Origin of the sequence: [Bacteroides] pectinophilus (genome assembly GCA_025146925.1) — a bacterium.
Classification (GTDB): Bacteria; Bacillota; Clostridia; order Lachnospirales; family Lachnospiraceae; genus Bacteroides_F; species Bacteroides_F pectinophilus.
On the sequence record CP102260.1, the window covers coordinates 1,865,849 to 1,891,831 of the forward strand.

A 25,983-nucleotide genomic window follows, 5' to 3' on the forward strand; every position below is an offset into this window, starting at 1 on the left:
TCCTCAATTATCCCCTGCTGCCTCACCGGCATCATAAAACATCTTAACAGGCACAAGACGGCCTTCTGCGTGTCTGTATATCCCGACGAATATTCCGCAGGAATCGTACATCCTGAAGCTCTCGTCATCGTGTGCAGCTGCTTCCCCTTCTACTGCAATATATTCCTCAGTCACAGGTATCATATTGCCATTATGAAGCGCAGCATCAGCACGCTCACACCCATGTATGGCACGATATTTATTGAATATTGCATCTATCGGTATAATATTGTCTGCTATATCGCCAAGCAGGACTTTTGCCTGAACACTTCCAAGTGTAAGCGCATTATCTGTATTAAAGCAGCCTACCGACGTACGTGTAAGCTCCTTCATACATGCACCGCATCCAAGTCTGTCTCCTATATCATTGCAAAGTGCTCTTATGTATGTTCCTTTTGAACATTCTACTGTCATTCTGACAGTATGCTCCTGAACATTAAGCTCGTTCACCCTGATTGATTCTATTCTTACATGCCTTGGTTTGCGTTCAACCTCTATTCCCTGCCTTGCAAGCTCATAAAGCTTTCTGCCATTATGCTTAAGTGCAGAATACATCGGAGGTATCTGCTCATAGTCTCCTACAAAGCTGTCTATTGCATCCATTATCTTTCGTGCATCTGTCTCAGGTTCACACATTCTGATAACATTGCCTGACGTATCCTGTGTATCCGTGGTCTGCCCAAGCAGCATAACAGCCTCATATGTCTTATTCCAGTCAGTAAGCATATCACACATCCTCGTCGCCTTGCCTAAGCATACCGGGAGAACCCCTTGGGCATCAGGGTCAAGTGTCCCCGTATGGCCTATCTTTTTCTGATGCAGGATGCCCCTTAACTTTGCAACGACATCATGTGATGTATATCCTTTTTCCTTGTAGATATTTATGACGCCATTAATCATATATTTTCTTTCCCATCTGCAGTTCAAGCTGTGCTCCGATGTTATTTATAATGTCGTGAACCGTTCCATGCATTGTGCATCCGGCAGCACGTACATGTCCGCCGCCGCCAAAATGCATTGCTATCCTGCTGACATCAATATAGCTCTTCGAGCGCAGGCTGACCTTGTATTCATGAATGCCGGTCTCATATAGAAATATTGCGACTTCAACACCATCAGTAAGTCTTAACTGTTCAATAATGCCACCGAGCGCCTTGCCATCCACGCCATAAAAATCCATGGTTTTTCTGTTAACAGCTGAAAAAATGCATTTACCATCGTAGAAAAGCACGCTTTCAAGAAGAGCTCTTCCAAGAATCTGGTTCTGGTTATACGTCTTCTTATAAAAGCTGTTGTCTATTATATCCGAATATGCAATGCCCTTTTCCATCATGCGTCCTGCGATAGTCATTGTATCAGCAGATGTACAGCTGTATTTGAACACGCCGGTATCATGAATAATTCCCGTATATATGCATTCAGCCGTATTCTTACTTATAAGACTGTCATCAAGTGTTCCGTACAGTACTTCACATGTAGAGCTTGCATCCGGCATAATAACTGATGCATCTGCAAAACCGCCATTGCTCACATGATGGTCAAGGCATATCTTCTTAACCGAATTATTGTAGCACTTTACAAACGGCTTGAATCTTTCCACGTCCGAACAGTCAAGCACAAAAAATACATCGTGCGCCTTGTCATCCGCTTCATGCTTTATCTCATCAATTCCATTGATATAGCCGAATTCATCACCAGGCTTTTCAAGATATACATCCACCTGAATACCAGGCATATTATCAATAATATAATTGTATAATCCCATGCATGAGCCTACGCAGTCACCATCAGGACGTACATGTCCCGTAATTCCCACAGTCTTTGCACCCGCCAGTTCTTCTGCAATATTCATATGGCTGTCCTCCTGTCTGTTCTTCATTCCTGCTATTATTGTTCATTTCCGTTACTGTTCTGATAAGTTCTCTTCATCCTCATCACCGCCGTCTTCAAGACCTGCGTTAACCTCATCAATAAGACGTGACATTCTTACTCCGTACTCAATTGACTGATCAAGTATAAATCTTATCTCAGGCGTATTTCTCAGATTAACCGTATGTGCAAGTTCCCTTCTGATATATCCTTCTGCGCTCTTAAGACCGGCAATCGTATCCTGCTGTGCTTTTTCGTCTCCGAGGACACTTATATATGCCTTACATGTCTTAAGGTCAGGTGCGACCTCCACCGTCACGACAGATGTCATCGGGTGGATTCGCGGATCCTTAATCTCATTATGGATAATATTGCTCAACTCTCTCTGAACTTCGCCATTGATACGTGTATTCTTAATACTGTTTTTACGCATATCATTCTCCATTTCTGATTATCACAATATTACTGTCTTGGAATCTCAACCATCTCGTAAGCTTCCATAGTATCATCCTCTTTGATGTCGTTGAACTTCTCAAGAACAATACCACACTCATAGCCTTCCTTAACTTCCTTAACATCATCCTTGAATCTCTTAAGTGATGCAAGAGGACCGTCATATATAGTCTCATCATCTCTCTTAAGACGTACGGATGCATTACGTGTGATATAACCGTCAAGTACATATGAACCTGCAATTACACCTACACCTGAAGCCTTGTATGTCTGACGTACAACAAGCTTACCTGTAACCTTCTCCTCGTACTTAGGCTCAAGCATACCCTTAAGTGCTGCCTCAACATCCTCGATGGCATTGTAGATTACCTTATACAGGCGGATATCAACCTTCTCACGGTCAGCAACAGCATGTGCCTGATTATCAGGCTTTACATTGAAGCCGATAATGATGGCATTAGATGCTGAAGCAAGTGTAACATCAGATTCATTAATGTTACCAACACCGCCATGGATAATCTTAACAACAACTTCTTCATTAGAAAGCTTGAGAAGACTGCTCTTAACCGCCTCAACAGAACCCTGTACATCAGCCTTAACAATAAGATTAAGCTCCTTAACATTACCTGCCTGAATCTGGCTGAACAGATCATCAAGTGAAAGCTTAGCCTTAGTATCATCAAGAAGCTTCTCTCTTCCTTCTCTGATGAATGTCTCAGCAAAGTTTCTTGCTTCCTTATCATTCTCTGTTGCAACAATAATCTCACCGGCATTAGGAACATCATTAAGTCCGAGTACCTCTACAGGTGTAGAAGGGCCTGCTGACTTAACCTTGTTACCCTTATCGTCAGTCATTGCACGAATCTTGCCATAGCATGAACCGGCAGCAACATTGTCTCCTACATGGAGAGTACCCTTCTGTACAAGGATATTGGCAACCGGGCCCTTGCCCTTGTCAAGACGTGCCTCAATCACAAGACCTCTTGCCTTACGGTTAGGATTAGCCTTAAGTTCAAGCACTTCCGCATCGAGAAGAATCATCTCAAGGAGATTATCAATACCCTCCTTAGTATGTGCAGATACCGGACAGAATATTGTGCTTCCGCCCCAGTCTTCAGGAATAAGTTCATATTCTGTAAGTTCCTGCTTAACTCTTTCAATATTGGCATTAGGCTTATCAATCTTATTAATTGCAACAATTATATCAATTCCTGCTGCCTTGGCATGGTTGATAGCTTCTACTGTCTGTGGCATTACACCGTCATCTGCCGCAACAACAAGGATTGCAATATCAGTTGACTGTGCACCGCGCATACGCATTGCTGTAAATGCTTCGTGTCCCGGAGTATCAAGGAATGTAATCTTCTGTCCGTTAATCTCTACTGTATAAGCACCAATCTTCTGTGTGATGCCGCCGGACTCCTTGGCTGTAACATTAGTTGAACGGATTGCATCAAGAAGAGAAGTCTTACCATGGTCAACATGACCCATTACGCAGACTACAGGTGGTCTTGTAACAAGTGTTGCAGGATCTTCTTCATCTTCCTTAAGAAGCTCTGCTATAACATCAACCTTCACTTCATGGTCACAGATGCAGTTGAACTCAAGTGCAATCTCCTCTGCTGTATCGTAATCAATCTCCTGATTGATAGTAACTACCTTTCCCTGAAGAAACAGCTTCTTAACAACAGCTGCCGGCTGAACTTTCATCTTATCTGCAAGTTCCTTGATTGTCAGTGTATCAGGAAGAATGAGGTTTTTAATTGTCTCTTCCTTCTCTACAGGCTTTGCAGGAGTATTCTTCTTCTGGTTAGCGAACTTAAGATTCTCTTTTGAATCTCTGTCTCTTTGATTCTTACGGTCATTATTGCGATCATTCTTACGGCTGTCCGGTCTTCTGCTATCCGGCTTCTGCTCAAATGTAAAATCTTCCTGGATAGTATCACGTCTGCGGTCATCTCTTCTTGCGCCCTGTCCGCCTCTGTTATCACGGTTGAAGCTTCCCTGACCGCCGCCTCTGTTATCTCTGTTATAGCCGCCCTGTCCGTTACGGTTGTCACGGTTATCCCTGTTGTAGCCGCCCTGTCCGTTACGGTTGTCACGGTTATCCCTGTTGTAGCCGCCCTGTCCGTTACGGTTGTCACGGTTATCCCTGTTGTAGCCGCCCTGTCCGTTACGATCTCTGTTATCTCTGTTATAGCCGCCCTGTCCGTTACGGTTGTCACGGTTATCCCTGTTGTAGCCGCCCTGTCCGTTACGGTTGTCACGGTTATCCCTGTTGTAGCCGCCCTGTCCGTTACGGTTGTCACGGTTATCCCTGTTGTAGCCGCCCTGTCCGTTACGGTCTCTGTTATCTCTGTTGTAACCGCCCTGTCCGTTACGATCTCTGTTATCTCTGTTGTAACCGCCCTGTCCGTTGCGGTCACGGTTATCTCTGTTGTAACCGCCCTGTCCGTTACGGTCTCTGTTATCTCTGTTGTAGCCGCCCTGTCCGTCACGATTTCTTGTGCTGTTCTGCGGATTATATACCTGTGTTATACGTGACTTCTTCTCTCCGTCCTGATTCTGTCCCTGACCGTTCTGATTCTGTGGTCTTGCTGACTGTTGCTGATTCTGTGTCTTAGGCTGTGCAGGCTGCTCAGTTCTTGCCTGTGCAGGCTGGGCGCTCTTAGTCTGCTGTGATGCATTAGCAGGTGCATGCGGTGCATTACCATTCTTTGTTGCTCCTGCCTGAACATACTTGCCTGACTTTGCAAGGCTCGCCTTTACCTTAGGAATATCATCATCCTTAATCCCGCTTGCCGGCTTATAATCCTTATCCTTGTCAATGCCCTTAAGTGCATCTATAATATCACTGCTCTGGACATTAATTTCTTTAGCTAATTCATGAATTCTCATAAATAAAAATCACCTTCCTCACATTCTATCAAATTCATCCGTGTCATCATCTTCAAATTCTTCGTACTCCGCAACAGACTGTTCAACGCCTGCCTGCAAAAGTCTCTTCTCTATTGCATCTGCAAATCCATCATCAAGAACCGCAACCGAAGCCTGAATATCTCTTCCAAGCGCATGCCCGAGTTCTTCCTTACTGCTGTATAAATAGCACGGTACCTGATAGAATGTACACATGTTTATGAATAATTTGTGTGTATTTTGTGATGCATCTGCCGCAACAATAACGACTGCCGCTCTGCCACTCTTAACTGCCTTTTCAACCGAGAATTCGCCACCGGCCAGTTTCCCGGCCTTCTTGGCAAGTCCAAGCATTGATAAAATCTTATCTGTTCTCAATCTCAGCCAACTCCTTCTGAAGATTCTCATATACTTCCTTTGGAATAGCCTGCTTGAATGAACGCTCCAGCCCCTTATTCTTAATCGCCTTATTAAGACATTCGGCATCAGGACATATATATGCGCCTCTTCCGCTCTTCTTGCCTGTCGGATCAAGAATAAATTCATTCTCAGCTGTATGAAGTACTCGAATCATTTCTTTTTTGCTCTTCATCTGCTGACAGCCTACGCACTGTCTTTGCGGTATCTTCTTTACTGTGCTCAAACTCTCACTCCTATTTTTATTCCAGTTCTTCGTTACCTGCTTCTTCCTCAACATCTCCATCCTGGATGTCTTCGTCCGGAAGTGCATCATTCATATTCTCTGAATATTCAGCGTCATCATCATATGACTCTTCGTTGTAGCCTTCATATTCTCCGGCTTCTCTTGCCTGTGATTCACTCTTGATATCAATCTTGAAACCTGTAAGTCTTGCTGCAAGCCTTGCATTCTGCCCTTCCTTACCGATTGCAAGTGAAAGCTGGTAATCAGGAACTACGACCTGTGCCGTCTTCTCTTCGTCATCGGCTATAACGGATACTACCTTTGCAGGGCTGAGTGCATTCTCAATGAGAATTGCAGGATTCTCACTCCAGTTGATAATATCAATCTTCTCACCACGGAGTTCATTGACAATCGCATTAACACGTGCACCGTTAAGGCCTACACATGCTCCTACAGGATCAACGTCAGGATTGTTAGACCACACAGCCATCTTAGTTCTTGATCCTGCCTCTCTTGCAATTCCCTTAATCTCAACAGTTCCGTCCTTAACTTCTGTAACCTCTGACTCAAACAGTCTCTTAACAAGATCCGGATGACTTCTCGACACCTTAACGATTACTCCCTTGGCAGTGTCAGTAACACTTACAACATAAAGCTTGATTCTCTCTGTCGGTACGAATACCTCACCCTTGACCTGCTCCTTAGGAAGAAGTACTGCATCCATCTTACCAAGATTAATACTTATCTTATCTCCGTTGATACGCTGTACGATACCTGTTACGATATCCTTTTCTTTCATTGCGTACTCAGAATATACTGACTTTCTCTCCTCTTCCCTGATTCTCTGAAGAATAATTCCCTTAGCCTTCTGGGCTGCGATTCTGCTGAAGTCCTCCGACTTAATCTCTACATTAATTCCGTTACCGATCTGTGCCTTTGAATTAATCTTAACTGCATCTTCAAGTGAAATCTGCTCAACAGGATCCTCAACATGCTCAACTACTCTCTTAGTAATAAATACACGGAAATCTCCTGTGTTACGGTCAATTCTTACAACAATGCCATCATCCTTTGTTATGCCAAAATGCTGCTTGCATCCTGTTATAAGAGAATTCTCGATAGCCTCTATAAGTATATCCTTGCTGATTCCTTTCTCCTTCTCCAAAGCATCAAGTGCTCCAATTAATTCTTTGTTCATTTTACTGTTTCCTCCTCAATCTGATTAATCTGTACTATTAAAATTCTATTGCAGGTCTTATAAGTGATATCTCAGACCTCTTTACAGTTACCTCTGTGTCGTCATCCATGACAAGCGTAGCACTTTCCTTATCATAGCTCTTAAGTTCCGCCTCAAATTCCTTAACTCCGTTAAGCGGGGCAAACAATTTTACTTCGAGGAGCTTACCAAGATTTCTCTGATAATCCTTATCCTTCTTAAGCGGTCTGAGAAGTCCCGGCGAACTTACCTCGAAGATATAAGCATCGTCAATATAGTCTTCCCTGTCAAGTATCTCATTAAACGCACGGCTTATCTTCTCACAGTCATTAACCGTAATGCCGCCATCCTTATCAATATACACTCTGAGATACCAGTCAGCACCTTCTTTGACATACTCAACATCAACAAGCTCAAAGCCTTCCGCATCTATAAGCGGGGTTATGAGTTCTTCCGTCTTCTTCTCATATGTTTCTCTTTTTGACATACACAGTTCCTTTCATCATCTCAAAAATGAAGGAGTGGACTTGCGCCCACTCCTTAACCTACTCTACTATACTAACTCATATTACCATAAAATGCAACTACTTTTTTGCAGCATCGCGTTTATCCACCATTGCCTTAAGAAACTGCAGACCGAATATTACAACTCCTCCGATAAGAAAGAACCATACATTGAATGTTTCCAATGTCATTGGCGGCTGCGGATTTTCCTTAAGTGAAGCAGGTCCGATAGCTATCGCATAGAACGAGCCAATCATCATTCCAAGGATAAAGTACATCATTGCACTTCTCTTCTTTTTAAGTCCATAACTTAACACCTTAACCACAGTAAGGACACCTGCTATAACTCCGCATCCGAATATTATAAGTGCCGGAAGATATGTGAAGTCAAGTTTAAAAAACGAAGAAACCGCGCCTATAACCGCCTGATACAGACCAAACACCAGAAGCAGTGTTGAGCCCGATATTCCCGGCAGTACCATTGCTGATATTGCAAACATTGCCGTAACAAACAGATATATGCCTACTCCCAATCCAAAATGTCCCCAGGCAAGATCTATTCCGTTACCCAGCACGCCATGCACCGAGAAATATGCAACAGCAACTACTACTGCCGCTCCGATTAAACTGAATACTATATTATAGTATCTGCCCACAATGGATTCTTTTTCTTCCATAATGATTATAGGCATTGCAAAAAGCACAAATCCTATAAACAGCGAACTGATATTATATATATGCTTCTCAAAAATCTGGTTGATAATAATAGATGCCATTGCCATACCTATTATCCATCCTGAACCCAGCTTAACAAGAAACAGCACAGCTGCCTTTCTCTTTTCCTTGTCCTTTGAAACAATGTTGTTGAGTGAGCCAATAAACTCATCATAGATTCCCATAAGGAATGCGATTGTACCGCCTGATACTCCCGGAACACTGTCCGCAAGAGCCATAAGGAATCCTCCAAGCACTCTGATTAACATAGCTTTTCCCTTCTTAATTAAATTTTATGCACTGCATGTAGTTCAGCACCTTAGTAATGTTATCATTATGATACAAATACTGTCAATGCATATTTAATTAAGATATAATTAAGCTTGCTTTAAACGCAGGTACAAAAAAAGCCTGCATGATATTCATGCAGGCTTCTTAGTAGCCAATAGGGGAATCGAACCCCTGATTCCGCCGTGAGAGGGCGGCGTCTTAACCTCTTGACCAATTGGCCTTAACGCTTTATTTCTTTTATTTTATTGCCGTTTCTTGCGACTTGTTTATAATACTACATCCTTTTACAAAATGCAAGCACTTTTTTTAATTTTTTTAAAATTTTTTCAAAAAAGTGTTCCGATGTCATGCAAAGCCGATAAAACCTGCAATTTTAAGTATTGTAATATACATTAAAATTGCACTTCCAATGATATACAGTGATTAAAATCAAAGGTCATCAGGATATTAATCACACCATCAGAAGTGCATATTCATCTCAGGTGTCAGGATATTATATAAAAGCTACTCTTCATCCTCTGAAGTATCATCAAATACTGCACTCGCGCCTGCATTGATAATTGCTTCTTCTTTTTCATCTTCCTCGTCATCTGAAATAATCTTAATCTTGCCTTCGTATAACTCTTCAACTGCAATTGAAAGTGGTTTCATTCCCTTAGTACCTTCAATAAGAGGTTCATCACCGGCAATAATCTCTCTTGCTCTCTTGGAAGTTGCAAGCACGATTGAATAACGGCTCTGTACTACCGGCTCCTCGCCCTCCTCAACATTCTGGTTAACTACCTTCATTAAATCTGCATAAGATGGATGTATCATCGTATATCTCCTTTCCACATATTAGTAAGCTCATCTCTAAACTGATTAATCTTCTCCAGATTATTGGATGCCTTGCAATGTTCATTGCCTATAATCTCATGTATCTGTTCAACACAGTCATCGAGCACATCATTGATAACTATATAATCATACTCTTCGACGCCCTGCGACTCTTCGACCGCCCTGAGCAGTCTCTTTTTAATCGTCGCCTCATCTTCAGTGCCTCTGCCCTCAAGTCTTTTTTTAAGTTCATCAGCAGTAGGCGGCATCAAAAACATCAGAACTGTATCAGGAAATTTTTCTCTGATCTTCAATGCCCCCTGAATCTCAATCTCCAGTATGACATCAAAGCCGTCCTCAAGCTTATGTTCCACATAATCTCTTGGAGTTCCATAATAATTATCAACATATTGCGCATGCTCAAGCAGCTTATCTTCAACTATCATCTGCTCAAACTCTTCCCTGGTCTTGAAAAAATATTCTCTTCCGTCAACCTCTCCCGGTCTTGGCTGTCTTGTTGTCGCCGATATCGACAGAGCATAATTGTCATACTTCTGAAGAAGACTCTTCACAACCGTTCCCTTACCGGAACCCGAAAAACCCGACAGTACAATTAACAATCCTCTACGCTTCATGCCTTGCCTCCGTTTCTGTCATTGAATTAAGACGTCCGGCAATCGTATCCGGTAAAAGTGAAGAAAGAACCACATTGCCACTGTCCATCACTATGACAGCCCTTGTCCTTCTTCCCTGTGTTGCATCAATAATGCGGCCTTCCTCTTTGGCTGTCTGAACAAGCCTCTTAGAAGGTGCTGAATCCGGAGTAACCATCGTAACAATCTTATCCGCATTAATTATATTGCCAAATCCAATATTAACTAACTTTGTCATTCACAACCTCACTGATACGACCCCTAATTATGGTATTATACACAATATCAGGCCAACAATCAAGATATTTTACAGTATTCTTATGATTCCGTGCCTGAAATCATTTTCAATCCTGATACCGCATTTTTCAAAAACTGTCTGATTATAAACATCCGCTGCATATATATCATCCTTAAGTAGCCATGATTCATCTGCAACCTTAGTTATAAGAGGTATTGCGCAGGTCTTGCGTATCGCTTTGAGATAATCGCTTCCTGCCTTATCAAATCCAAGTATTCTTGCATACTGCGGCGGATTATTCCAAGCATCAAGCTTAATATCCAGCAGTATATGTGTAAGTGCCCTGCTTATCCTTGTATAAGTAAGTTCGCGGCTCTTAAGCTTCATTATAAGTTCTTTCCAGCTTCCGTCAAAGTGCTCTTTGCCGTAGAGCCTGGAAATCTTATTAGCAAGCTGCATTCCTACATCAGAGTAATTAAGAAGCAGCGCAGAGTCATCCCTCATAATCGAATATATCTTATAATTAAGAAGATACGAAAAGTCATCCGGTGTCATAATCATTCCGTTATCAACAGCTTCCCTGAAAATATCCCTTGCACACGCAGGGATTCTGTCAACCGCTTCATCTCCTCTTTTATCTCCTGTAAGCATATTTCTTATTGCTGCCGCAGATGCATTTTCTCCGCCCGGCACAGATATATCATTATAGCCCTGCCCTTTGCGCTGTATTGTGCATATCTCCATAGAAGATGAAAATCTTTTTACTGCTTTTATATATTCAATTCCAAGCAGATTATTAGGGAAATCAAGCACCGCTGCATCAACTCCCTGTATTCCTTCAGCTTCAATATATTCTGCAAGAGCATTGCACCTTGCCTTCGGAAATGAATCCCCATTAGATATATATCTTTTGATTGCCTCAGAATACCCTGCCGGTTCCTCATACAGTATCCCCGCTATAGTCTCAAGCATCCCGGCATCACCCAGCTCACTTCCAAAGCATATGGAATCTATCCCCATAAAGTGCAGAATACTCACCGCTCCAAATGCAAAGCGTTCCGCACTTGCCGTCGCATAAAGCGCCGGCAGCTCTATAACAAGGTCTGCGCCTCCCTTCAGCGCCATAGCTGCCCTTGTATACTTGTCTGCAATTGCCGGTTCTCCGCGCTGGACAAAATCTCCGCTCATGACAACTACAGCTACATCACTTCCGGTAATCTTTTTAGCCTGCTCAATATGATACATATGCCCTTCATGGAAAGGGTTATACTCAGCAACAAGACCAACTGCCTTCATTAATATCTCTTCTCCTTCAATATCTTCTCTTTCAACTCATTCACAGCACTTCCCCATTCGCCAACAAGCCGTTCATAGCTGCACGCTGCATTGGCAGGTGACGTGGACGGAAGTGCTTTTTTAATTATACCCTCAAGCCCATCATCCTTACCGTAATACTTTTCAAAATATCTGTACGCAGCATTTCCATTAAACATTATAGCCTCTATGCCGTATTGCTTAACAAGTCCCGGAATATCATTAGGCACTTCATGTCTGATGCTTGAATCCGCCGAGGCATGTATCTCACACATTGCAAGCGTATCCCACAAAGCAAATCCGTTACTGAGTATAAGATTCTTCTTGTCCTCTATCGTCTGTGGGACATCTGCCTTTACTATATCTGCAAGCATTCTCCAGAACCTGTTTTGTGGATGCCCGTAATAAAACATATTCTCGCGCGATTTTACAGACGGAAAGCTTCCGAGTATCAGTATTCTGCTGTCCTTATCCACAACCGGTTCAAACGGATGCTTTACTGATGTCAGTTTTTCTGTATACAATTTTCACACCTCACCAAAAAATATTCCCAATATTGAAATTACAGCCTCAAGCATGAATACATTAAATAACGGCATTGCATATAGCTTAATGTATATACAATACCGTTATCCCAACCTGTTAAGTTATAATGGAGTAGACGGGAGTCGAACCCGTGTCCAAAAGCTCATTCACTGTTCTTCTACTATCATAGTTGATTATTTGACATTCCCTCCGGTACACGAAAACCAACACTCTTGCACCTTCAGTAGCTTCATAAATCTATTACCTGCTCAAAGCTTTGCAGATAATGTTCCCTACAAAGTCGATGCCAAAGCTAAGCTGTAGGACACTTAACAGTGACAGCTGCGATTAGGCAGCGTAAGCTAAATCGTTATTAGCGTTTATATTTAGGTTGTGATTTGACGCATCACCTGCGAATAGCTTCACCAGTTTCAAAACCCCTGTCGAAACCTTTACTACCCCTTATCATTAATGATAAGTCATAAAGATTATAACTAATTTATATCATTATATTCAAAACGTCAAGTGTTTTTGACAAAAATGCCGATATTTTCCGCTTATATCGATTATCATACGATTATAATGCAGCAGGAAAACACCGGCATTACAAGTTGATTATATAATCCGGCTTACTTATCTTCTGCCTCATCAGCTGCAGTTTTCTTCATTTCACCGGCTTTCTCAGCCATAGTTTCTTTAACAACTGAATCAACCTCGTTCAGCTCTTTGCCCAGATAGCTTGGGAGTTCCATTCCTGCCTGCTTGAACATCTCGTTCATAGGTGGAATTGACTTCATCATTCCTGACAGAAAGTTAGCTGTTGTAGGAGTTCCGTCCTTGCCATTCATGGAATCCCATACAGTAACCTTGTCAATCTTGATATTCTTGATTGCATCAACCTGAATCTGCATAAGTTCCTGAATCTTATCAGCAACAATAAGCTTGACTGCTGAATCCGGATCTCCGCCTGCCGCAGCCACAAGATCACGCATACCCTGAGCCTGCTTTGAAAGAATCTCCTGAGCACCGCGGGCCTGTGCTTCCATCTTGGCATATATGGCATCAGCATCACCCTTTGCCTTACGGCGTACAACTTCCGCAGCAGCCTCAGCCTCAATCTCAGCCTGTTCCTTCTGAATCTGTGCCTTGACAATTATATCAGCCTGCTGCGTAGCTCTTTCAAGATCTGCTCTTGTCTGCTCTGCTTCCTTCTGTGCTATATAAGCTTCTTCCTTGGCCTTGGCTGCCTGAACTGCCTCAGCTGCAGTTGCAACCTTAAGTGCCTCGGCTTCCTTCTCACGGCGGTTGGCATCAGACTGTGCTATCTCGATTCTTGCGGCATTCTCGCCCTGAATAGCCGCTGCGTCTGCTGCTGCCACCTGAATACGCTGTTCGCGATGTGCATTGGCCTGACCAATCTCACCATCCTTATCCTTCTCAGCAACACTCTTCTTAGCATCATTGATAGCCTTAGCTGCTGCTTCCTTACCAAGTGCATCGATATATCCCGACTCATCATTGATGTCAGTCACGTTAACATTGATAAGACGAAGACCTATCTTCTTAAGCTCTATCTCTACATTATTAGACACTGATAACAGGAACTTATCACGGTCTGCATTAATCTCTTCAATCTCCATTGTTGCAATAACAAGTCTTAACTGACCGAGAATAATATCCTTGGCAAGCTCCTGAATCTCGCTCATCTTAAGACCAAGAAGACGCTCTGCCGCATTCTGCATAACCGCAGGCTCTGTAGATATACCTACTGTAAATCTTGAAGGAACATCTACACGGATATTCTGCTTAGAAAGTGCATTACGCAGATCAACATTGATTGATATAGGTGTCAGGTCCATATACTGATATGCCTGAATAACAGGAACGATAAATGCCGCACCACCATGCACGCACTTTGCCGAACGCTGCTGTCCGTTCTTATCAGTTCCTACCTTACCATAGATAACGAGCACCTTGTCAGAAGGACACTTACGATATCTTGAAAAGATTGCAGCCAGTGCTGCAAAAAGCAGCAAGACTATGATACAGATTCCTACTAAAATTGCCATACTTCTCCTCATTTCTGCGCTGTCATATATTATTTTGTCTGTGCCGCAGCGCTGGCACATAATATATCAGGTCAGATGTCATCCGCATTAATGCGGTTAATCATCAAACCGTGATTTGCCTGTGTGTTCAACTGCATGATGGCTTCCGTGGAACTTCTTCCATGCTGCAAATATCAGAAATATAAGTATTGCAATCCATGCCATATACATAACAACATAGAACCACACAACCGTTACCGGTTTTGCCGACGCAATGTTATCCCCGGTATAATAAAGAACTACATTGTCTCCCTTAAGCTGTGACAGTGCATCAATTCCCACTGCATAGATTTTATTATCGCTGTCATATACATATGCAACGCCATTAATCCTGTCATAAGGCACTTCTACCGAATTGCCTCTTCTTAACTTTATGTCTCCGGCAAGCACACATGATGTTATAAAAATAAGGAACAGACATATTGCAATAAAAAGTATATATGCTTTTATTGAAGAAAATCTCTGTCTGCGTTCCACCCTCTCATCATAGAACCCTGCATTGCTTCCCGAGCCGTTATAATCACTGTTGTCTCTGGCGGCCCTGTCCTGCCAGAATACATCATTGCCGTTAGGTCCTGCCATAAGCCAGATGCCTCCCACATATCCTTAATATTACAGCTTTTTATCAGTGTAGCATAAATGCAATATACTGTCTACAGTCAGACACGCTCAACAACAAGCACATCACCGACAATATCCGTAACTCTTATCTTGGTCCCTGTAGAAAGCTGTTCATGCTCTTCCGTCATTGCATCACATTCCATAAGGCTTCCCTGTACAACAATATTAACCTTGCCGTTACCTGATGAATTGGCAGGAATCGGTATATACACGCTTCCCTCTGCACCAATTGCATTCTTAGGATTAAATGTTCCGTTCGCAGTAAGCTTTGCTGTCTGCTGTGCAAGCTTTGCTATAAGATACATTGCTGCCGCTCCGAATATAAACCCGACCGCTGATGCCTTAAGTGAGCTTCCGTCCGAAGCGTACATAACCGATGCAGTCCATCCGAATACACACAGGAACGCCATTACCGTCTGTATTGTAAATATTCTCAGGCTGCCCGCATCTGCCGGATTAGTTCCCTCATGACTGACGCTGTCAGCATTCATGTCATGATTCATGGCTTCGTGTCCGATAGCATCATGATTAAGCACTTCATGTCCGTTAAAATCAGGAACATCCATGCTTCCTGCATCGAATCCTCCTGCGTCATGAAATCCTCCGGACAATGCATCACTGTCAAAATCTATTCCTGATGTATCACTGTAATTGACACCCTCTCCTCCATGACCTATCCCAAAGAGTACAAGTATAGTCTGAATAACCAGAATCAGTGTAGAAGGTATTGCCACACAATACAGAACTTTCTGAAACATATCCAATGCATTCCACCACTCTGTCATATCTTCCTCTTTCCGCAGGCATTCCGCCCACATTACATATTTTACTTTTGTTGCTGTATGTAAATTTAATTTACCTTTATTATAACATTGCCGTTATATTTGTCAATGTGTTTTTAAAATATAAAATTCCTATAATCTGCTTGATTTTTTCAATTTGTAATGATAATATCATCATATAAAATGTAAATGTAATTTACCCAATAATAACCGGAGGTGAAAGTAATGACTAATGCCGAACTTGGACGTATAATTAAGGAAGCACGAATTGCACGCAGGATGACTCAGAGTGAAGTTGTAGGTGATTTCATTACACGTAACATGTTAAGCCAGATTGAGAACGGCAATGCAGCGCCATCCATGCGCACACTTCAGTATCTTATGGATGTTCTGGACATACATATTAACATAGAGGAGATTTCTGAGTATTCATCAGATTCGGACACATGCATCACTAAGCCGGCAGTGGCAGAATCAGCCGGTATTTTTTTATCAAAGAAGGATAATTCATCAGCTTCCGGTTCATCCGCACTTATCAGCCGCCTAATGCAATACAAGCAGTTTTTTGCCGAAGGCCGCTATGATACAATATGCCGTGACATCGATAATATTCCCACAGATGGCGATAATATTTTTCATGATGAATATTGTGCCATCGGTGCCAGAAGCTGCTACGAATACGCAAGACAGCTTGCGGACTGCGGCAACGCCTGTGATGCGGTAGCATATGCCGACAAGGCTGCCGAATATGCCCGTCAGGGAATATATTCCAACAATGACATTCTTGCCAAGTCGATTCTCCTCTCGCACGAACAGGCTCTGCATCTTTCATGATATCCACATGAAGACACAGAGCCTGTCTTTAATTATATTTTCATATTAGTATATAATACTGACACAGAATACCGGCAACATCTTATCAGCCGGATTGGATTAGTAGAGATTGCGCACCTTGAATTCCTTTTCCGCCTCTCTTCGCTGATCCTTTTTAGCTATATCCTGTCTCTTATCATAGAGCTTTTTGCCTCTTGCAAGTCCTATCTCCATCTTAATAAGACTTCCGTTCAGATACACCTGAAGCGGTACAACCGTATATCCCTGCTGTGCTGTCTGTGCAGCAAGCTTGTTAATCTCCGACTTATGAAGCAGTAGTCTCTTCGGGCGGAGCGGATCCTTATTAAAAATATTGCCTTTCTCATAAGGTGTAATATTCATATTGCAGACATACACCTGACCGTTTTCTATTCTGACGTATGCCTCTTTTATACTGCACTTGCCCATTCGGAGTGACTTAACCTCAGTCCCGTGAAGTTCAATACCGGCTTCATACTTATCCTCTATAAAATAGTCAAAATATGCTTTTTTGTTATTTGCTATGAGCTTTCTTCCTTCTGTTGGCCTTGCCATTGCTTTGCTCACTCCTCTCCATATGTGATGACTGCACATTCTCAGCAGCGCTCACCATCTCAAAATCTATGGTTCTAAGCATTCTGTCAGTTCCGGCAACCTTAATGGTAACACGCTGTCCAAGCTTATATGTCTTATTATTAAGATCATTAACCATCTCATAGTGATTCTCATCATAAGTATAATATCCATCCTTCAGAGATGTAACAGGAACCATTCCCTCTATTGTATTCGGAAGTTCCACATATATTCCCCATGATGTCATTCCCGATATAACGCCTTCATACTCCTCACCTATATGATTCTCCATATACTGGACCATCTTAAGCTTATCTGTATCACGTTCTGCATCGTCAGCCCTGCGCTCAGTCTGGCTGGTATGCTTAGCAACCTCCGGAAGTATTGAATCATAATGCTTCAGCCTCTTCTGATTCATTCCTCCGTGCAGATTTTCCTTTATTATTCTGTGAATCTGCAGATCGGGATATCTTCTTATAGGTGATGTAAAATGACAGTAATACTTGGCAGCAAGGCCAAAATGACCTACACACTCTGTAGTATACTGTGCTCTCTTCATGGAGCGTAGCGTAAGCCTGCTGATAAGCATCTCCTCATCAGAGCCTTCGATTCTTGCAAGCAGCTTCTGAAGTTCCTTAGGATGAATCTCATCGCTGTTCTTGTGAATAGAATATCCAAAATTATTGATAAATGTTGCAAGCCTCTGTATCTTCTCAGGGTCAGGGTTCTCATGGCTTCTGTAAAGGAATGGCATCTCCTGCCAGAAATAATCCTCTGCCACCGTCTCATTGGCAGCAAGCATGAAATCCTCTATAATTCTCGTTGCCTTATTACGTTCATACGGCTTAACCTCAACCGGATTGCCATTATCATCAAGTATAATCTTAGTCTCGGGAAAATCAAAATCTATCGAACCGCGCTTTCTTCTCTTCTCCCTGAGAATTGAAGCAAGTTCATCCATATCCTCAAACATACTGACAAAATCCGCATAAGCTGCGCGCTCATCCTCATCCCTGTCAGTAACTATCTTATTAACGCTTGTATATGTCATTCTCCTGTCAACATTAATCACAGTCTCAGCAATCCTGTGTCCTGTGATGCTGCCATTGGAATCTATATCCATAATACAGCTCAACGCAAGCCTGTCCTCTCCCTGATTAAGAGAACATATTCCGTTAGACAGCTTGTGGGGCAGCATAGGTATTACCCGGTCTACCAGATATACACTTGTCCCTCTCTTATATGCTTCTTTATCAAGCGCACTCTTCTCCGTAACATAATGGCTTACGTCAGCAATGTGGACTCCCAGTCTGTATGTCACCTTACCATTATCATCATTCTTGACAAGCGTTATTGCATCATCAAGATCCTTGGCATCCTCACCGTCTATTGTGACAGTCTTGAGATTCCTTAAGTCGACCCTTCCGTTCTTATCTTTCTCATCAACTTCAGACGGAATATTCTTAAGGCTTGTCATAACATCTTCAGGAAATTCAACAGGAAGATCATACGCCCTCACTATTGACATAATATCTGTTCCCGGATCATTGATATGACCTATTATCTCTGTAACTTCTCCTTCCGGATTCCTTGTAGCCGTTCCGTAATTAGTAATCTTTACAACCACCTTATGTCCTGTCATGGCTCCCATTGACTTATCAGACGGTACAAATACATCACAGCTTATCTTTGCATTATCAGGCACAACAAAGCCAAATGTCCTGTTATCCTGATATGTTCCTACAAGTTCTTTTATTCCACGTTCAACAATCTGTATAACCTTGCCTTCCATGCGCTTTTTCCCGGCATGCTGCTTAGTTACCGCCACTCTTACCGTGTCGCCGTGAAATGCTCCGCCTGTTGCGCTCTCAGGTATGAAAATATCATCATCCATTCCCTCAACCGTAACAAATCCAAAGCCACGCTTTGTAGATTCATAAACTCCGGTATATGATGTATTCTCAACCTTTGTATACTTGCCTCTCCTGGTCAGCCCTATTCTCCCTTCTTCCACAAGGCTGTCAAGGACTTTCGCAAGCTCTTGTCTCTGTTCCTTAGGTACCTGAAGAAATATTGCAAGCTCCTTAATCTTCATAGGGACATACAGTTCATCTTTAACAAGCTCCTCTATTAACTTTTTCCTTCTCTCAAATTCGTCCATATATTATTCCTCTTATTCCGCAGGCACATACTTCTCTTATTTCTAAAAAGAACACTCTTGATTACAAGAGTGTTCCCATCATTAAAAGTTGATATTCAGAATTAATGCAATCACCAGAAATGCTGCAACAAGACATCTTGTAAGAATAACAAGCTTACCTTCCGCAGAACGTCCCTTGTTCCTGCCCCAGTATGTATCAGCCGCACCGGCAATAGTTCCTGAGAGACCTGATGACTTACTCTCCTGCATCAATACAATAACAGTTAACACTACACATACAATTACAAAGACAATCATAAGAAAAATTCTTATGGTATCTGCCCAAGACATTCCAAACATCACAATACCTCCAAATATAATCACATAGATTGAATTATATCATATCATTTATCAAAAAACAATAATAATATTACATTACAGTGTTTTATCTATTCCAAGGCAGTCATATGCATGTACAGATGCCATTCTTCCTCTCGGAGTCCTGTTTATGAAGCCATTCTGCACAAGGTATGGCTCATATACATCTTCCAGTGTACCTGCATCCTCCCCTACGGCTGCTGCAATCGTCTCAATTCCAACCGGTCCGCCGCCAAACTTATTAATTATAGTAGACAGGATCAGTCTGTCATTACGGTCAAGACCGTCCTTATCCACATCCATGAGATTAAGTGCATAATCGGCAACTTCTCTTGTAATCCTGCCATCATATCTTACCTGGGCAAAATCCCTGACGCGCTTCAGCATTCTGTTAGCAAGACGAGGCGTACCTCTTGACCTTCTTGCAAGCTCATGTGCACCTTCTTCATCAATCTCCACGCCAAGCACCTGTGCTGAACGTCTGATAATCCGCTCAAGCTCTTCTGTTGTATAGAATTCAAGATGGCTGACAACACCGAATCTGTCTCTTAACGGTGCCGTAAGAAGTCCGGCTCTTGTTGTTGCCCCTACAAGCGTAAAATGCGGAAGATCCAGCCTTATCGACCTTGCAGAAGCCCCCTTGCCGATAACTATATCAATTGCAAAATCCTCCATTGCCGGATACAGGACTTCCTCAACCTGCCTGTTAAGTCTGTGTATCTCATCAACAAACAGGACATCACCCTCATTGAGATTGTTAAGAATTGCTGCCATCTCACCGGGTTTTTCAATTGCCGGTCCTGACGTAACCTTAAGATTCGTTCCCATCTCGTTGGAAATAATACTTGCAAGTGTCGTTTTGCCAAGTCCCGGAGGTCCGTACAGAAGTACATGATCAAGGACATCCTTACGATTCCTGGCAGCCTCTATATACACCTTAAGGTTGCTCTTGACGCGTTCCTGTCCTATATATTCTTCAAGCTTCATCGGACGCAGGCTGTTCTCAAGCTTCTCATCCTCAACAAAGCTCTCCGTTGAAATTACTCTTCTTTCCATATAACATTCTTCCCTTTAAATCATGGCAAGCTTCTTAAGTGCCGCCTTAATAAGCTGTTCACTGTCCATTGAATCAGCACCATCGACCATATTAACAGCCCTTGCCGCCTCACTTCTTCCGTATCCGAGAGCAACCAGCGCCTGTACTGTGTCATTCCTTGCATCTCCTGCCGGAAGGTCGTCAACCTCTTCATGTGACAGCCTTATTTCAAATGCTTCTTCGAGCTTCAGCTTATCTTTCAGTTCTATTATCATTCTCTGTGCTGTCTTAGCACCTATTCCCGGTGCCCTGGAGATTGCCTTAACATCATCTGACAATACCGCGAATCTGAGGTCATCCGGTGTTATCGTCGAGAGTATTGCAAGAGCTCCCTTAGGGCCTATTCCATTAACTGTGATGAGGAGTCTGAATATATCAACATCTTCCCTGTTAATGAAACCATACAGTGTCATAGAGTCCTCTTTGACATTGAGATATGTATGAATCTTAACCATGCTCCCACACGAAGGCATCTTATCTATAACCGTCTGCGGCACAATAATATTCATTCCGATTCCGGACGAAGTCTCAACAACTATTGATGTCTCCGATACTTCCGTCAGTTCTCCTTTTATATAGGAAATCATTCAGCAACCTCCCTGCTTCCCAGAAGATAATTAATAAACTGCTGCGCGGTTCTTCCCGATATTCCGCCGTGGCTTAACTCCCACTTGTTAGCTTCCGCACAAAGTTCTTCATCAGACATCTTAATTCCTGCTTTCCTTGCAAGCCCCGTAACAATGCCAAAGTACTCCTTCTGTGAAGGCTTGGAGTAATTAATAGTCACACCGAATCTGTTGACGAGGGAGAGCTTCTCCTCCATAGTATCTGACTTATGCATTCCGTTATCCATCTCAACATCATCTCTGTCATTCCATGTCTCCTTAATAAGGTGACGTCTGTTAGATGTTGCATATATAAGGATATTATCAGGTTTTGTCTCCACACCACCCTCTATAACTGCCTTAAGGAACTTATATTCAATCTCAAATTCCTCAAAAGAAAGGTCATCCATATATATTATAAATCTGTAATTACGATTCTTGATTGCCGCTATCACATTAGACAGATCTTTAAACTGATGCTTATATATCTCAATCATCCGAAGGCCCCTGTCATAATATTCATTGACAATCGCCTTAATACTTGTTGACTTACCTGTACCACTGTCACCAAACAGCAGGACGTTATTGGCCTTACGCCCCTCAACAAATGCTTCCGTATTATCCACAAGCTTCTTCTTCTGGATCTCATATCCTATAAGATCTGAAAGCATAACCTTGTCCATATTATTAATAGGATTAAATACAATATCATCGCCACGGCTGCTTATTCTGAACGCCTTATTAAGTCCGAACATTCCAACACCGTAATCCTTATAGAACTGTGTTACATGTGCAAAGAATTCTTCTTCATCAGCTGCGTTCTCAAGCTTCTCACTAAGGGCCTGTACCTTCTCGCTTACATTCTTATTATACATAAGCTCTTTCTTACCTATTGCCTTATAGTTACAGAGTCTTGTAAAGCAGTCAATTCCAAGTGCTTTCTCAATGGGTTTAAAATCAAAATTAAACAATTCCATAAATACACTGAAGTCATTCTTGGCAAACGCATTAACACTGCCATCATTAGCCCCGACCTTCTCACATGTAATACTGAATGGATTCTCATTGGTTATAAGAAGAAATGTAAGATAGTTGTGCCATAGATTCTTATCAAATCCGTAATCAGTTGCCACAACAAGGAGCTTGCGCACCTGTGCATATATGTCATTAATAAGCTCTCCGTTAGTTGCCTCACCACTTGTAAATCTTCTGTAAATATCCCCAAGATTATACAGGATGCTGTCCTTATCAAGATTTCCGTAAATAATCAGCTTTGCTATAATATTATGCATCACAGCCTCCAATCGTATGTTTGTTCTATTTTTACTATTAATAATACCGCACATTATATAAAACTTCAATATAATAATTGCAATTCAATTATATAAATGTTGTGCATTTAATTATGTATTTAAAATAGGACTTTCCTTATAACAATATTAATGGTATTATATCTATCGGTGAATCAACGGTTATCTCTGAATTAGTTATATTTATGTGATAATCGCAATTTTTTTACATAAAATTTAGTAAAAATGATGATTGACTTTACTTTTATCAATGTTATAATCATTCCGATGTGGTTGTAGCATGTAGGGGAACATCAAAGCAAAAGCTTTTATCACGAAAGGAGTTTTAAAAAGACAATGGCATTCATTAATGGTTTCAATTTATTTGTCTTCGCAATTCTTACACTTTTGTATTTTTACCAGATTATCTATGTTATCGTAGCTCTGGTAGGTGAGAAGAAGAAAGATCATTTTGATGAAGAGGCTAAGACATTACACCGTTTTGCATTTGTTATAGCAGCGCGTAACGAAAGCTCTGTAATAGCGAATCTGATTAAGAGTATCCGCCGTCAGAATTATCCGGCCGAGCTCATTGATGTAATTGTTATTGCTGATAACTGCACGGATAATACTGCAGAGATTGCAAGAAGCAACGGAGCAATCGTGCTTGAGCGTTTCAATCATATGCTTGTTGGTAAGGGATACGCTCTTGATTATGCATTTAACCGTATTGACAGTGAGATGGGCGGCGTTGAGAAGTATGACGGTTATTTCATTTTCGATGCTGATAACATTATTGACCGTAACTATGTTCGCGAGATGAACAAAGTATTTGATAAGGGTTACCGTGTAATCACAAGTTACCGTAACTCTAAGAACTATGACACTAACTGGCTTACAGCAGGATATGGTCTCTGGTTCCTGCGTGAGGCTAAGTTCCTCAACAACCCACGAATGATGATGAATACAAACTGCGCCGTATCAGGAACCGGTTTCCTTATGAGCAGTGCTATTGTTAAGGCTAATGGCGGATGGAAGTACCACCTCCTTACAGAGGATATTGAATTCTCTATCGTAAGTGCCATTAAGGGTGAGCGTATCGGATATTGTGAGAAGGCAATTCTCTACGATGAGCAGCCTACTTCATTCAAGCAGTCATGGAATCAGCGCATGCGCTGGTCAAAGGGCTTCTACCAGGTAATGTTCAAGTATGCAGGGCAGCTTATTTCTACAATGTTCAACAAGAAAGAGCGTTTCACATCATGCTATGACATGCTTATGACTATCGCACCTGCTACACTGCTTACAATTACATGTATCCTTGTTAACCTTGCAGGTCTTGTAACATGTGTTATTGAACCTTCAATTGTTCCGGTACTTTTCCCGGTAGCAGCAAAGTCACTTCTCTTCACATTTGTTAATATGTATGCAATGCTCTTCTTCGTAGGACTGCTTACAATTATTACAGAATGGAAGCAGATAAGATGCAGCGGATTTAAGAAGTTTTTGTATCTCTTCTCATTCCCTGTTTACATCTTTACATATATTCCGATTGCTATTGTAGCACTCTTCAAGAAGGTTGAGTGGAAGCCAATCGCCCATACATGTGTAAAGACTGTTGAGGAGATGCAGGCTAAGTAATTTGCAATAATATGACCATCACATAACTTAAAAATGCCATCAGTTTGTTCATTAAACAAGTACTGATGGCATTTTTAATATTTATATAATTTATATTGAAAGGTACTAACATATGAATAATCCTACAATCGCTGATTTTCTATCGACATTTAATAAAATTATAAGCTCATTTGTAAATAATGACAATGAAAATATTACACTATACTCCTCCGTTCTGAAAGATACATACAATGTTCTCAACAGCAACGAACGCAGCACTTGTTTTCAATATATTTCTGATTTCTTCAATGAGCAAAATGATACATATATAACTATATTTTTCATGTCATATCTGTTAAAGACACTCAACTCTGCTGAAGCCATCATCCATATACAACATACAATATCCCAATCCGGTATTTCTCCTATTGATGCCCTGAACATAATATTTCAGATGAGCTCTTTTTCATTTTCAACAGATTTAAAAATTGATACGGCTGACTTTTACAAAGAACAACTTTCAATATATCAGAATAATATAAGCAAGCTCAATTCACTCACGGAATCATATACATTCGTACCATATGATGTGCGCAACAAAGACAGAATAGCAATCATGTGCCGCATGTTATACTCTGACAGACATGCACCTACAGTTATTATCATAAATCTGTTTAACTGGTTAAAAAAGCTTGGGTATGAAGTATGCCTCTTTATAGAATATATGGGTCAAATTCAGGATGAGAATGTAATTAACTGGTATAGACCTTCTATAGAGAATAAAATTTTTTCTCAGGCTGGTGATTTTAATATAAATTATCTTGGCGTAGATATCAAAGGACATAATATTGTTTTCTCTAACAGCAACTATGAGCAGATGGCACGTCGCACTTTTGATTTGATTTATGATTATAATCCGTTATTTGTAATCAATGTAGGTGGATGCAATCCTATCGCTGACCTGTGCAACAACATCACAACTGTATGCTGCATGCCGTGTATCAACAAACCTGCCCTCAGTACATCTTCTATCTATATCAGATATTTTCCGTACACAGAAGATGATGACAGGATATACAATGATTTATTGCTCAATTACCAGCATGTATATGATATGCCATTCGTCGAAGAATTGTCAGGCTCCAACGGATGTATTCAGGTCAAAAGTGATTATGGCATAGATGAAGATAAATTTGCTATTATAATAGCAGGCAACCGTCTCGACAAAGAGATTCGCCAAAGATTCATACAACTTCTGAATGATATCTCTTCAACTGAAGATAATGTAGTATTTGTCTTTATCGGTGACTGCCCTTTATTAAAAAACACACTTAAAGATTGTGACTTCTATAACAAATGTGTATTTACAGGGGCTGTAAGTAATTTTAAGGGTGCTGTAAGTATTGGTGATTTATTTCTTAATTCTCCAAGACAGGGCGGTTCGACCGGCGCATATTATGCGATTGAATGCGGAATACCTGTATTAACACTTCCCAGCTGTGACGTTGCAAGTGTAGGTAACGCATTCACATGTCACACAATAGATGAGATGAGCGATATCATTCACAGATACATGCACGATTCTGAATATATGAATCAGCAGATTCAAAACTGCAGGAGTAGTTTTGAAAAGATATGTTCATGCAAAGATAATCTGCCTTCAATTACATCATTTATCAGCAAACTTAAGGAATATATGAATAATGGGGGGAGGTAATTATGCCTATC

General features: G+C 41.5%; 26 protein-coding genes, 1 tRNA gene and 1 other RNA gene. 3 read left to right on the plus strand and 25 right to left on the minus strand.

The features are described 5' to 3' along the window. Window positions 1-3: 3 nt before the first annotated feature. The 19 genes from truB to NQ488_08820 all read right to left on the minus strand — a co-directional run bounded on the left by truB (window position 4) and on the right by NQ488_08820 (window position 15,705). A complete protein-coding gene (gene truB, locus NQ488_08730; GenBank protein UWN94673.1) occupies window positions 4-939 on the minus strand; it encodes a tRNA pseudouridine(55) synthase TruB in 936 nt (311 codons plus the stop codon). Beyond that, window positions 932-1,891 carry a bifunctional oligoribonuclease/PAP phosphatase NrnA gene (locus NQ488_08735; protein UWN97133.1) on the minus strand — a complete coding sequence of 320 codons (960 nt, stop codon included), beginning with the start codon at window positions 1,889-1,891 and terminating at the stop codon, window positions 932-934. The genes truB and NQ488_08735 overlap by 8 nt, the downstream gene beginning before the upstream one ends. A gap of 51 nt (window positions 1,892-1,942) precedes the next feature. Further along, complete coding sequence (rbfA, locus tag NQ488_08740; protein UWN94674.1) at window positions 1,943-2,341, minus strand: 30S ribosome-binding factor RbfA; 399 nt, start codon at window positions 2,339-2,341, stop codon at window positions 1,943-1,945. A gap of 29 nt (window positions 2,342-2,370) precedes the next feature. Beyond that, window positions 2,371-5,259, minus strand: coding sequence for a translation initiation factor IF-2 (infB, locus tag NQ488_08745; GenBank protein ID UWN94675.1), 2,889 nt, complete (start codon window positions 5,257-5,259; stop codon window positions 2,371-2,373). Window positions 5,260-5,277: 18 nt separating this feature from the next. Beyond that, the gene (locus NQ488_08750; protein ID UWN94676.1) at window positions 5,278-5,655 is read right to left on the minus strand and encodes a ribosomal L7Ae/L30e/S12e/Gadd45 family protein; all 378 of its coding nucleotides are present in this window, start codon (window positions 5,653-5,655) and stop codon (window positions 5,278-5,280) included. After that, window positions 5,642-5,869 carry a YlxR family protein gene (locus NQ488_08755; protein UWN97134.1) on the minus strand — a complete coding sequence of 76 codons (228 nt, stop codon included), beginning with the start codon at window positions 5,867-5,869 and terminating at the stop codon, window positions 5,642-5,644. Before NQ488_08755 ends, NQ488_08750 begins: the two co-directional genes overlap by 14 nt. Before the next feature lie 67 nt (window positions 5,870-5,936). Then, on the minus strand, window positions 5,937-7,118 hold the full coding sequence (gene nusA, locus NQ488_08760; GenBank protein ID UWN94677.1) for a transcription termination factor NusA: 1,182 nt from the start codon (window positions 7,116-7,118) through the stop codon (window positions 5,937-5,939). 37 nt (window positions 7,119-7,155) lie between these two features. Next, window positions 7,156-7,623 (minus strand): ribosome maturation factor RimP, encoded by a 468-nt coding sequence (locus NQ488_08765; GenBank protein UWN94678.1) that lies wholly within the window; start codon window positions 7,621-7,623, stop codon window positions 7,156-7,158. Window positions 7,624-7,720: 97 nt separating this feature from the next. Further along, a complete protein-coding gene (locus NQ488_08770) occupies window positions 7,721-8,593 on the minus strand; it encodes a DUF368 domain-containing protein (protein UWN97135.1) in 873 nt (290 codons plus the stop codon). A gap of 200 nt (window positions 8,594-8,793) precedes the next feature. Further along, window positions 8,794-8,865 (minus strand) — tRNA-Glu (locus NQ488_08775). Between the two features lie 284 nt (window positions 8,866-9,149). Beyond that, a complete protein-coding gene (gene rpoZ / locus NQ488_08780; protein UWN94679.1) occupies window positions 9,150-9,461 on the minus strand; it encodes a DNA-directed RNA polymerase subunit omega in 312 nt (103 codons plus the stop codon). Further along, a complete protein-coding gene (gene gmk, locus NQ488_08785) occupies window positions 9,458-10,096 on the minus strand; it encodes a guanylate kinase (protein UWN94680.1) in 639 nt (212 codons plus the stop codon). Before gmk ends, rpoZ begins: the two co-directional genes overlap by 4 nt. Then, the gene (locus tag NQ488_08790) at window positions 10,086-10,352 is read right to left on the minus strand and encodes a DUF370 domain-containing protein (GenBank protein ID UWN94681.1); all 267 of its coding nucleotides are present in this window, start codon (window positions 10,350-10,352) and stop codon (window positions 10,086-10,088) included. The genes gmk and NQ488_08790 overlap by 11 nt, the downstream gene beginning before the upstream one ends. A gap of 69 nt (window positions 10,353-10,421) precedes the next feature. Continuing rightward, window positions 10,422-11,648: a nucleotidyltransferase gene (locus NQ488_08795; GenBank protein UWN94682.1), complete on the minus strand. Its 1,227-nt coding sequence runs from the start codon at window positions 11,646-11,648 to the stop codon at window positions 10,422-10,424. Then, window positions 11,648-12,190 (minus strand): DNA-deoxyinosine glycosylase, encoded by a 543-nt coding sequence (locus NQ488_08800; protein UWN94683.1) that lies wholly within the window; start codon window positions 12,188-12,190, stop codon window positions 11,648-11,650. Before NQ488_08800 ends, NQ488_08795 begins: the two co-directional genes overlap by 1 nt. A gap of 126 nt (window positions 12,191-12,316) precedes the next feature. After that, window positions 12,317-12,653, minus strand: a transfer-messenger RNA (tmRNA) gene (ssrA, locus tag NQ488_08805). Between the two features lie 167 nt (window positions 12,654-12,820). Next, complete coding sequence (locus NQ488_08810) at window positions 12,821-14,260, minus strand: SPFH domain-containing protein (GenBank protein ID UWN94684.1); 1,440 nt, start codon at window positions 14,258-14,260, stop codon at window positions 12,821-12,823. A gap of 96 nt (window positions 14,261-14,356) precedes the next feature. Beyond that, complete coding sequence (locus NQ488_08815; protein UWN94685.1) at window positions 14,357-14,881, minus strand: hypothetical protein; 525 nt, start codon at window positions 14,879-14,881, stop codon at window positions 14,357-14,359. A gap of 77 nt (window positions 14,882-14,958) precedes the next feature. Beyond that, a complete protein-coding gene (locus NQ488_08820) occupies window positions 14,959-15,705 on the minus strand; it encodes an NfeD family protein (protein UWN94686.1) in 747 nt (248 codons plus the stop codon). A gap of 222 nt (window positions 15,706-15,927) precedes the next feature. Here NQ488_08820 and NQ488_08825 point away from each other — a divergent pair, with 222 nt between their 5' ends. After that, window positions 15,928-16,536, plus strand: a complete 609-nt coding sequence (locus NQ488_08825; GenBank protein UWN94687.1) for a helix-turn-helix domain-containing protein — start codon at window positions 15,928-15,930, stop codon at window positions 16,534-16,536. A 99-nt stretch (window positions 16,537-16,635) separates the two neighbouring features. On the opposite strand, the gene smpB is transcribed toward NQ488_08825, so the two are convergent. The 6 genes from smpB to NQ488_08855 all read right to left on the minus strand — a co-directional run bounded on the left by smpB (window position 16,636) and on the right by NQ488_08855 (window position 22,638). Beyond that, window positions 16,636-17,109: an SsrA-binding protein SmpB gene (gene smpB / locus NQ488_08830; GenBank protein ID UWN94688.1), complete on the minus strand. Its 474-nt coding sequence runs from the start codon at window positions 17,107-17,109 to the stop codon at window positions 16,636-16,638. After that, entirely contained in the window at window positions 17,069-19,288 is a 2,220-nt protein-coding gene (gene rnr, locus NQ488_08835; protein ID UWN94689.1) for a ribonuclease R, read from the minus strand. The genes smpB and rnr overlap by 41 nt, the downstream gene beginning before the upstream one ends. Before the next feature lie 81 nt (window positions 19,289-19,369). After that, window positions 19,370-19,627, minus strand: a complete 258-nt coding sequence (gene secG / locus NQ488_08840; GenBank protein ID UWN94690.1) for a preprotein translocase subunit SecG — start codon at window positions 19,625-19,627, stop codon at window positions 19,370-19,372. A 75-nt stretch (window positions 19,628-19,702) separates the two neighbouring features. Next, the gene (gene ruvB / locus NQ488_08845) at window positions 19,703-20,701 is read right to left on the minus strand and encodes a Holliday junction branch migration DNA helicase RuvB (GenBank protein ID UWN94691.1); all 999 of its coding nucleotides are present in this window, start codon (window positions 20,699-20,701) and stop codon (window positions 19,703-19,705) included. A gap of 15 nt (window positions 20,702-20,716) precedes the next feature. Further along, window positions 20,717-21,328, minus strand: a complete 612-nt coding sequence (ruvA, locus tag NQ488_08850; protein ID UWN94692.1) for a Holliday junction branch migration protein RuvA — start codon at window positions 21,326-21,328, stop codon at window positions 20,717-20,719. Next, window positions 21,325-22,638: an ATP-binding protein gene (locus tag NQ488_08855; GenBank protein UWN94693.1), complete on the minus strand. Its 1,314-nt coding sequence runs from the start codon at window positions 22,636-22,638 to the stop codon at window positions 21,325-21,327. The genes ruvA and NQ488_08855 overlap by 4 nt, the downstream gene beginning before the upstream one ends. 354 nt (window positions 22,639-22,992) lie before the next feature. Here NQ488_08855 and NQ488_08860 point away from each other — a divergent pair, with 354 nt between their 5' ends. Further along, complete coding sequence (locus NQ488_08860) at window positions 22,993-24,276, plus strand: glycosyltransferase (GenBank protein UWN94694.1); 1,284 nt, start codon at window positions 22,993-22,995, stop codon at window positions 24,274-24,276. Window positions 24,277-24,709: 433 nt separating this feature from the next. Further along, the gene (locus tag NQ488_08865) at window positions 24,710-25,972 is read left to right on the plus strand and encodes a glycosyltransferase (GenBank protein ID UWN94695.1); all 1,263 of its coding nucleotides are present in this window, start codon (window positions 24,710-24,712) and stop codon (window positions 25,970-25,972) included. Window positions 25,973-25,983: the final 11 nt, after the last annotated feature.